Genomic DNA, 9,892 nt, shown 5'->3' on the forward strand with positions numbered 1-9,892 from the left:
GTGTCTAATGGAGTTGGCATAGTTCAAATTATTGTGAATTATTTATACAGTAAAAATATGCAGAGGAATGCGATGTATTGCAAGCAAAGCACAAAGATCTGCCATTTAAATAAAGCCAGACAACCTAATTCACGCAGCTCCCATGCGCGACCACATTTATTTGCAGGCATTAATTTTAAGTTGATTAAACTTAAGTCCAGCTCCTTGGTGGTTTGTTCAAGGTTTTGAGTTTGGCTGTATTCAGCGACAGTGGCTAAAAGTGCCGAATCAAATTTGATTCTCAGGCTTAAATAATGTTGTATTCCGAGCAAAACTAGACAAATTAATAAATATAGCAAATCGAATAGCATCACATTACCAAACTGGATAATGAGCCAGAGCGTGAGGATCGCTGCTACATAAGCTGAAATGAGCAATCCAATGGTGGATTGTAACAACTTTGATAGCACCACAAGTTGTAAATTCATGGTACAAGTCCTTTAAGTTTTAAACGATAAGTATTTAAATGTTTTATTTGCGGTGTTTTAAGCACAACCCAAGGACGGTTATGGCGAATAATCCGTAAAACATCTTCGACTGAATATTCAGGATGTTGTTTCAATAATAATGCGGCAACTACAGCACTACTTCGTGAATATCCCAAAGCACAGAAGACCAAGATGTTTTGTGCTTCATCATTGTTATTAGATTTCAAGAATAGTTCTAAAGACTCTACAGCATTATGTAGCTGATTGGCCTGTAAAGGAATCAGGTCTAAACTCAAGTTTTGAGCATAGGAGCATTTTGGATAAGTGGGTAATTCTGCGCAACAATCGAGTAAAGTATCATATTGCTGCATGACGTGTTTGGACGGATAGCGACCTAAATAAATATAACTCTGATTGATTTTGATGATTTTAGAATCTTCAGGATGGCGATAAGTCCAGATTCGGCTATTGATCCAAGCAAATACAAAGTAAGGCGCAAACAATATTTTTGCAGCAATGGTCATATCACCATGACTGAGTTTTTGAAAAAAATGGGGTCGATTGAATAAATATGCAAACGCAACTAAAAGCAGACTGCTTGCAGGATAGAGCAGCCAAAGCCACCAACCTTTTGCATGTGCGATTGCGCTACAAAATAAGGCAGCAAACAGATAAAGGATCCCGATTTTAATGTGCTTTAAGCTTAGCCGACTCTGTATATTTTTAGCCCATGGCGCAGAGCCAGCCATCGGGAATAGCCATAAACATAAGGCACCGACCAATAAACCCGTTGGGATATCTATAAAATGGTGCTGCCAAGTGGTTAGAACTGAGAGACCGATCAAAAAGGACCAACCATCTACCAGATATTTTAGTTTGCCTGTGCTATGCCGACGGTAAAAATCCCAAAGAATCACCAGTAGCACAATATGCAGAGAGGGTGCTTGATTGAAGGGTTTATCAAAGCCCATCAAGACATCAAACCACAGCCCGAAAAAACCTGTGAGTTCGGGGCGCTCAAAGCTAAAACGTAGCGGGAAAAGTAAAAAGCAGCTGATTGAAAGGATTTGTGCCGAAAATAGTCGCAGTACATGTTGTTTTAATTCAAACTTATTCCAACAAAGTAATAAAGACAAACCATAGAACAGATCAATCGACCAATACGGCACAATACTCCATGGCCAAAGTGGAATATATTTTTCCCATTCAAAGACGATAACAGGTACGGAAGCTAAGCCCGCAGCGTATTGATTGGCAAAACCATAACTTAAGAAGAAAAAAGGTGCCAGAAATACCAAACACAGTAGGCCGTATTTCCAAGTTCCTTTTTCAGTATCCAGTTTATGCATAAGATTGACCGTCCAAGCTTAAATTTTTTGTGCAACGGAAACGGTGAAAATACCAAACTCATCAATAACTTGATCGATTTTTTTGAAACCAGCTTGCTCAACTAATGCATCCATTTCTGCTTGTGAGCGTAAACGCATCACCCATGCATCTCCTTGGCGATGTGAGGTCAGAGCACGGGCAATAAACTCTTGTTGCGGATGCCAAATTTGACCTGTGTAGATGAGATAACCATCTTTCTCAATGGCCTGACATAAGCCGGATAAGGACTGTCTGAGTAAATCATTATCACTAAATAATTCGTATAAACCTGAGACCACGGCTAGAGTGGGTTTAGGTTCAACACTGGCTAATGAAGTGGCATCAAAGGCATCCGCTTCTACAAATTTGGCAATCTGGCTTAAACCTCTTTGCTCAATCATTGCTTGACCCGCTTGTACATTGATAGAGCTATAGTCTCTAAGCAGGATGGATTCAGGCTGTTGAGGCAGTTTTTGTACAGCATCTAAAATATATCGGCCATGGCCTGCAGCAATATCCATAATCCGTACCGCGTGTTGGGCATCATTTAACTTAGAAGCATATTTCGTTAATAGCGCTTCAATATTTTGTTTTCTAACGCGAATACCACGCCAACCAATCGCATTTAAATATTGTCGATCGATGATGTTACCCAGTGCATTTTGGCTTTCTGATTTATCTCTGTAGACAAAATCTAAGGTACTGCCGGAGTCATATCCTGTCTCTTCACCAATTTTTAAACCCTTGGAAAAGAGACTACCAATTTTAAGATTTTGTTTGGTTAAGCTCCAAAATGCATGTTTTAAAGAATGTTTTGGAAGCGTTGAACTTAAGGTTTCTGCTACAGCACAGCTCGGGCCAATTTTATCGGCATCTAAAAGTTTAGGTGCGGAATAGGGTTGTTTAAAACATTGTTGAATAAAGCGATAGATTTTATCTGTGGCGATTTTGCGATGTTTTTCACCTAAAGTATCATGATAAAAACCATCTAAGACGTGAAATTCCTTCAATGGATGAGGGAGTTTTTGATAAAACGCCAATTGCGGTTTTTGATGCACCACGAAGTCAGATCCTGAACATAAGACTTGAGTAGGAACAAAAATATTTTGTGCATCTTTAACGATTCGATCTGAAGCTGCGTATAGCCCCAGCAGCATCCGGACTGAAATGGCCCGAGCGATTTTTGGGTCAGTATCATATCTTTGCGCACGTGCAGTATCGTGTGTCAACATTTTGGCTTTGACATAACTATTAATAAAAAAGTTGCCAGCGAATTTATTGAGAAGTGTTAAGCCAGGTTTTGCAAAAGGCACATAGAGTTTGATGTCAAATGCAGGCGAGGCAAGGCATAAAGCACGGATTTTAGGGGCATAATCATGCACCCATGTCGCGGCTAAAACAGCACCAACGCTTTGAGCTACAATTGCTATATTTTCTGATCGGATTTGGTAAGTCTGTTCAATATGCTGAACAAAATATTGAATGTCTTGAACGCATGCGGAAAAACTCGGTGCATCACCACGTTCACCTGGGGTATTGCCGTGACCTCGCGCATCCCAAGCGAAAAAATCAAAATCAGGCAAATTCAATTCATTGACCAAATGCGCCATTCGTCCCGAATGTTCATGGCCACGATGAAATAAGATCACCGCTTTTTTCTTACGGTTGCTTTTTAAACTGCTATTTTCCCAATGTTGATAAAACAAGGATGTTCCATCATGGCTCGTAAAGGTATGCTGAGTATTGTTATACATTGTGTTGTTCTCAAAATAATGAATCGACTGACGATCTAAACTGAAATTTATTGTGGGTTGATAATGCTATTTTTAATGCGGTTATAAATCGTGATAAATAATAAAAAGATGATAATAATCAAAATACTATTGCAAATAAGAGACAATGTATTTAAACCGAAGTTAAATATAGAAGAAGTCACGATCACGATACAGATGATGCTAAATACAAAAGCACGGTCACTTTTTCCCATTGGACCATCGTAGCGACGTTCTTGACCCACTAATGGCGCCATCACACCTGTATATTCAGCAAGTATGGCGAGAAAACAGGTTAAAATAAGTAATTCAGCTTGAATAAAAGCAAAACAAATTAAACTAAAATAGAGTGCTGAGTCAGAAATCACATCACATAATTCATTATAAAAAGCACCGAGTTTGGATTGTTGGTTGAACTCACGTGCCAGCATGCCATCTATAGCATTGAAACCCATACGAATAAGCATCCATACGGGGAAAATCAACAGTAAAATACCAATACCGTTGTGAGAGAAATAGATATAAATAAAAAATGCCACAGCTAGCGAAATGAACATTGCTAGTAGTGTTACTTGATTTGCTGTAATACCAAGATGATGAAGTGATTTAACCAAAGGTCGAAGCAGGTTTTGAAATGCAGGTTTAAGTTGGTAGATCGAAGGCATATTATTGTTATAGCGGTATGATTTGCATGAATTTTATACGCTTGATGCTTAACATAACAAGAATTTGAATGTTAAAGATTGTCACAGGCCTCACGATTCGCCTGTATAACGCATTAAATTTTCTTGTGTAGTACTTGCGACTAATTTTCCATCTTGCCACATTTGCCCAAGACTAAGCCCACGTGATTGAGAGGTTCGGGTAGTATTCATGTCATAGAATACCCAATTATCTACCCTAAAGGTATGATGAAAATACATCGAATGATCAAGACTAGTTGCGATGAGTTCAGGAGACAGATAATTTAAACCATGTGTTTTGAGCGCCGCAGAATATAAATTATAGTCTGAATAGTATGCTGCAATTGCCTGATGTATATGAAGTTGGTCAAATTGTGCATCCAAGGCATCATGGAGTTTTAAATATTCTGCATATTGATTTTGATTTAAGACAGAAGCTTGATTGGACGGTGGAAAATCTGTCAGCACGTATTCAATTGGTTTAGATATAAGCTGAAAAGGCTGTAAAAATGTGGATAGATATTCAGGTGAAATAGATGATTGGATTTGCGCTTTATGGAATTGCTCTTCTTTGAGCATACTTGGTGGAAACTGTGGGATCAGATCTGGTTCAGGTATTTGATACTCCATACCCATTTCGTTATTCATATAGGACAACATCACCATATATATTGGTTTGCCATACTGTATGGCGGTCACTTGTCGAGTGGAAAAACTATGGCTATCACGTAAATTTTCGACTTTAAATAATACGGGATGATTTGCAAGGCCCGCAGAAATAAAGTTGGCATGTAAAGAGTGGAGTGGGAGTGTGCAGGTAAAGGATGCACTGACTATGCTCTGAGCAAGTAATTGCCCACCAAAAATATGGTCACCAAACAGAGGTTTGCTCTGTGCCAAAAAGTAGCCCTGATCTTTGGGCACTACAGATAATAATTGGATGAGGTCTTGAGTCAGCGTTGTCATATTTTTTTGAAATTTTTGCTTTATTTAAATGTATTCAACTCAAACTTATTGCACAAGTCATGTTCATGAAAAATATAAAAGTGTTCGCCGGTCTTTCTAGAATAGGCTTATAATCGAGTTTTCCTAGTTGTCCGAATGGAATGACGAAAAAGCAATGACACCTGCATGTAAACTCTTAAAATCTAATAAAATCGACTTTACAATTCATGAATATGACCATGACCCAGAAGCAAAAAGTTTTGGTTTGGAAGCTGCGGAAAAACTTGGTTTAACCGTCGAAGAAGTCTTTAAAACCTTGATGGTTACGGACGATAAAAATTACTTTGTTGCCGTATTGCCAGTTGAATATCAGCTAAATTTGAAAAAAGTGGCCACAGCATTTGGCTGTAAAAAACTAAAAATGGCAGACCCAAAAGATGCAGAGCGTTTAACCGGATATTTGGTAGGTGGTATTAGTCCAGTTGGACAAAAAAAACGCTTAAAAACTGTGATCGATGCTTCTGCGCAGCACTTAGCTAAAATCTATGTGAGTGGTGGTAAGCGTGGTTTGGATATTGGTTTAAAACCCGAAGATTTAGCAAAAGTCTTGGGTGCAAATTTTGCTGATGTGATTGATGTTTAAGTGCGGTTTTTCACTACTTAAATTTAAGTGAATTTAGAGGGAATACCTTCCACTTCAAAATCTATAAAATAACAGAAGCCGCATTGAGCGGCTTTGTGGTTCGATGTCGCATCTTAATTGGGGATATTTGAAGGAGAAATCACACATGAATATTCGAACTCTCCGGGTTTAGTCTCTTTAAGTAAGTTTTCCCAAGAACTATTCTTTGTTTTAATCCAACTATAAATATCTTCATAAAATTCAGGATTGAGATTAGCTTTTTGAATATATGATTTATTTAGAAGAAATTTTGTCATCAAACACATTGAATTCAGCTCAATTGGATTTCTATTTTTTTCTAAACTAAAATTATTTTTGGCTTCAACTTCGTATTTTCTCAACATAGTTGCTTTGAGTAGTGTTGATTTAAATAATTCCATAGTTAAATCATTAGGAGGTGTTTGATTCGCTAAGGCAAAGAGATTTCCATCAATTCTCAACATAGACGGGAAAAAATTTGCCTGTACATCTAATTCTTGTTGAGGAGACGGTGAAGATTTACATCCTGTTGTTAAAATACTGCTAAAAATAAGAAAACTTATAAACTTTAAAATTTTGTTATGCATCTAGGTGAATTCCTTGTTCAGCTAAAACTTTTAACATTTTAATCTTGGTTAATTCGTATTTTGTACATACTAATACGGCTCATTTCACTTCAACTGATTATTTTTAATTTGGAAGTACTAGCTAAGACTACACTTTTGTTGTTTCGTTTTTAGCTTTGAATAACGAGAATGTATGTAGTCGCAGAAGTAGAATTTAGTAAAACTTCATGTTAGAGGTTAATTTATTAATAGTGCTTAATTATATTTAAATGTAAAAATACCTATAAAAAATAGGTATTTAAAATCAGACTAAAACAGTTGTATTTTAATTTAAAAGCTGTAATTTGAAAGAGCGATCTAATAAAGAGACAACAAAATGCCTTATTCAAATTCGAAAGCGATTATTGAGCAAATCTATAATTTTGTATTAGAAAAACACAGTTTAGCATCTAAAAGTCGATTTATGCAGTTATCGATCTTCTTTAGAGAATTGCATGAAGGGGATGACTCAAAATTTACCGCAGATAGGTCTTTTTATTACAAAGGAATCTTTAACAACAAAGAAAAAAGTATATTTGCAAATGCTGCACCTGACTTTTTTGATAAGCACAAGTTTTTGGATTGGGTTGTTAAATCAATTGATTGATTTCAACCAAATCGTTGGAGTACATAATTCATGCTGTATAACCAGTCTGAATAGAAGATATAGATCAGAAATCAGTAGGTGTTTGTTATGAAATACATGCTTATTGGCAATAAGGATGTATGGCCAGTATGGTGTTAGTAAAGTCTTCAATGATTAAAATTTAACTGCACATTTTGTACCTTGATTTAAAAAAAAAAGCTCGGTTGGATGCAGAATATAAAAACCCATGTAATAGACATGGGGTTTTTTAGTTTAAATTGCACAATGTGATAATACGGCTAAAAAATAAGCAACATGATTTATTTGTTCTATGCTAAATGAGAAAATTATCATTTAGTTCCATTTCAGAAAATTGTATAAGTAAAAACAGAAAAGTTCATATCAAAAAAATTAATTTTTAAATACATAGACATAAGACCAAATTTGCAATCCTGTAGCAAATCTTCACAAAAATGCAATTATTAATAATAATGATTATCATTAACATTGTTTCACGCTGGCCAGTGTACTAAGCATTACTTGCACAGTTAAAGAAACATAATTACATGACAAAGCTTGAAAAAGCTTAAAAATAGAGGATATGGTCAGATGAAAGAGCTTGCAAATCGCTTGGCGATGCAGCATCTTGTCAATGCATACTCACAAGAAACCGGTAAAGGTATTTTGCTGGAAAAGTATCAACAGAATTCATCACAATTGACGTTTAGCCAAGGCTTGACGTTGTTATGCATCCCTTTAGATTGCATTCAATCACAGTTATTTGTACCACTATCTTATGTCAGCCTTGTTGGTAGACATCGTCTTGCAGATCTCCCATACGTTTTTAATAAAGGACAGAAACTGTCATTTAGTATCACCGCGATCGCGAGTTTATTGCTTGAACAGCTCGTACAAGAGTCAGGTCATACACTGGATGCTTCATCATTATTAGAGCGTTGGATCGAAAGTCGTGAAGCGCTTACACAATTTTTGACACTACGTGAACATGATTTTGAGGCTTTGGTCCAAGCGGAACAAAGTTTCATTGAATCGGAACAAGCTTTAATTTTAGGGCACAGCATGCATCCTGCACCGAAAAGTCGGGTCGGTTTTGTGCATGAAGATTGGGAAAGGTATTCGCCAGAAGCCAAAGGTCTCAGCCAACTGCATTATTGGTTGGTGGCTCCAGAATATATTCAAGAAGGTTCAGCTTTAGATCAATCAGTATCAGCGCAATTGAAAAGCGAATTGCAATGGCATTTATCAGAAACAGATCAAGCACTACTGAATGCTTATTCGCATTATAAGTTATTGCCTTTGCATCCTTGGCAAGCACGTTATTTACAGTCAAAAGCATGGTTTAAAAGTTTAAAAACCAAATTAAAAATTATCGATTTTGGCGAGAAAGGTTGGACATTTTCACCAACAACTTCGGTACGGACTATGGCAAGTTTTGCAGCGCCGTGGATGTTAAAACCATCACTTTCCGTAATGATCACCAATTCAATCCGAGTCAACCTTGCCAAAGAATGCCACCGTGGTGAAATGACCCATCGACTTTGGCATTCAAGTCTCGGTGAACGTATTTTACAACAATGCCCAACGCTCAAAGCGGTGAATGACCCTGCGTGGATGGCATTGAGCATAGATGATGAAATCGTCGAAGAAACTATTTGCATCTTCCGTGATCAGCCTTTCAGTGAAAAGCAGCAGGTGAGTTGTATTGCGTCATTGTGCCAAGAGCATCCTGCACAGCCGAAAAGCCGTTTTAATGCCTTATTTGAACAAATCGAAAAACAACAACCTGAACTTGATCAAAGCGCCATTGCGATCAATTGGTTTAAACAATTCTTAGCTATCAGTCTAAAACAATTAATGTATTTGTACCATCAATACGGAATGGCCTTTGAATCACATCAGCAAAATGTCTTACTTGAGCTTGAAAATGCAATGCCTAAATATCTATGGCTGCGTGACAATCAAGGCTTTTACTATATCGAAGAACTTGCAGGTGAGGTCTTAAGCGCATTTCCAGAGTTGCAAGAAAAAGCGCAAGCCGTGGGTTCCAAAGCCTTTGTCGATGAGCGCTTTAGCTATTATTTCTTTGGTAATACTTTATTCGGCATTATCAATGCAATTGGTGCAACTGGATATGTCACAGAACAAGTGTTGATATCGATATTGCAAAATGAACTGTTGGCCTTGCATCAGGCTTATCCAGAAAGTTCATTGATTCATTCATTACTGTATCAGCCAACCTTACCGTATAAAGGTAATCTGTTGACGCGCTTGTATGAGCTGGATGAATTGATTGCTCCAGTCCATCAGCAATCGGTTTATGTACAGTTGCCAAATCCTTTATGTGTGGAACAGAAGGATGTGCAATATGCTTGATTTTATTGGGATAGGCTTAGGGCCATTTAACCTTAGTTTGGCGAGTTTGCTACATAAGCAAAATCATTTGCAGTATCAATTTTTTGAAAAGAAACCACAGTTCGACTGGCATGCGGGTATGCAATTGCCCAATACAGTACTGCAAGTGCCGTTTATGGCCGATCTGGTTTCCATGGTCGATCCAACCAGTCCTTTTAGTTTTTTAAATTACTTAAAGGCGCAGCAGCGTTTATATAAATTCTATTTTTTAGAACAAGCTCAGATTCCTAGACGTGAATATAACCATGGCTCTAGACTAGCAGATTTGCACTTAGTTTTACCTAATGAGGTCCCACAACTCTGTTGCTAGCTCATTAGGCTCCCTCATCCAACGCCATTCTGTTTCTTTAAGATGATAATCAAAATACTCTT

Annotated in this window: 9 protein-coding genes and 2 pseudogenes; 4 read left to right on the forward strand and 7 right to left on the reverse strand. The window is 37.3% G+C overall.

The window, feature by feature from the left end; translation table 11 throughout:
- Positions 1–38: 38 nt before the first annotated feature.
- From FTU17_RS12075 to FTU17_RS12095, 5 genes are all read right to left on the reverse strand, one after another.
- Entirely contained in the window at positions 39–467 is a 429-nt protein-coding gene (locus FTU17_RS12075) for a hypothetical protein (RefSeq protein WP_180135583.1), read from the reverse strand.
- Entirely contained in the window at positions 464–1,816 is a 1,353-nt protein-coding gene (locus FTU17_RS12080) for a phosphatase PAP2/dual specificity phosphatase family protein (RefSeq protein ID WP_180135584.1), read from the reverse strand. The genes FTU17_RS12075 and FTU17_RS12080 overlap by 4 nt, the downstream gene beginning before the upstream one ends.
- A gap of 18 nt (positions 1,817–1,834) precedes the next feature.
- On the reverse strand, positions 1,835–3,589 hold the full coding sequence (locus tag FTU17_RS12085) for a bifunctional alpha/beta hydrolase/class I SAM-dependent methyltransferase (RefSeq protein WP_180135585.1): 1,755 nt from the start codon (positions 3,587–3,589) through the stop codon (positions 1,835–1,837).
- 47 nt (positions 3,590–3,636) lie between these two features.
- Positions 3,637–4,272, reverse strand: coding sequence for a CDP-alcohol phosphatidyltransferase family protein (locus tag FTU17_RS12090; RefSeq protein WP_180089935.1), 636 nt, complete (start codon positions 4,270–4,272; stop codon positions 3,637–3,639).
- Positions 4,273–4,362: 90 nt separating this feature from the next.
- Positions 4,363–5,256, reverse strand: coding sequence for an acyl-CoA thioesterase II (locus FTU17_RS12095; protein ID WP_180135586.1), 894 nt, complete (start codon positions 5,254–5,256; stop codon positions 4,363–4,365).
- 154 nt (positions 5,257–5,410) lie between these two features.
- On the opposite strand from FTU17_RS12095, the gene ybaK reads away from it, so the two are divergent.
- On the forward strand, positions 5,411–5,878 hold the full coding sequence (ybaK, locus tag FTU17_RS12100; protein WP_180023982.1) for a Cys-tRNA(Pro) deacylase: 468 nt from the start codon (positions 5,411–5,413) through the stop codon (positions 5,876–5,878).
- A gap of 113 nt (positions 5,879–5,991) precedes the next feature.
- On the opposite strand, the gene FTU17_RS12105 is transcribed toward ybaK, so the two are convergent.
- Positions 5,992–6,483, reverse strand: a complete 492-nt coding sequence (locus FTU17_RS12105; protein WP_180107185.1) for a hypothetical protein — start codon at positions 6,481–6,483, stop codon at positions 5,992–5,994.
- Positions 6,484–6,838: 355 nt separating this feature from the next.
- Between FTU17_RS12105 and FTU17_RS12110 the strand changes: the two genes are divergently transcribed.
- The 3 genes and pseudogenes from FTU17_RS12110 to FTU17_RS12120 all read left to right on the forward strand — a co-directional run.
- A complete protein-coding gene (locus FTU17_RS12110; protein WP_180085067.1) occupies positions 6,839–7,108 on the forward strand; it encodes a hypothetical protein in 270 nt (89 codons plus the stop codon).
- Positions 7,109–7,696: 588 nt separating this feature from the next.
- On the forward strand, positions 7,697–9,481 hold the full coding sequence (locus tag FTU17_RS12115; RefSeq protein ID WP_180135587.1) for an IucA/IucC family siderophore biosynthesis protein: 1,785 nt from the start codon (positions 7,697–7,699) through the stop codon (positions 9,479–9,481).
- A pseudogene (locus FTU17_RS12120) lies at positions 9,474–9,767 on the forward strand (SidA/IucD/PvdA family monooxygenase); the annotation flags it as partial. The gene FTU17_RS12115 and the pseudogene FTU17_RS12120, both read left to right, overlap by 8 nt.
- A gap of 30 nt (positions 9,768–9,797) precedes the next feature.
- Here FTU17_RS12120 and FTU17_RS12125 read toward each other — a convergent pair.
- Positions 9,798–9,892, reverse strand: a pseudogene (locus FTU17_RS12125) (IS1595 family transposase); the annotation flags it as partial.

The organism is Acinetobacter sp. YH12070, from assembly GCF_013419625.1.
GTDB classification, from domain to species: Bacteria; Pseudomonadota; Gammaproteobacteria; order Pseudomonadales; family Moraxellaceae; genus Acinetobacter; species Acinetobacter amyesii.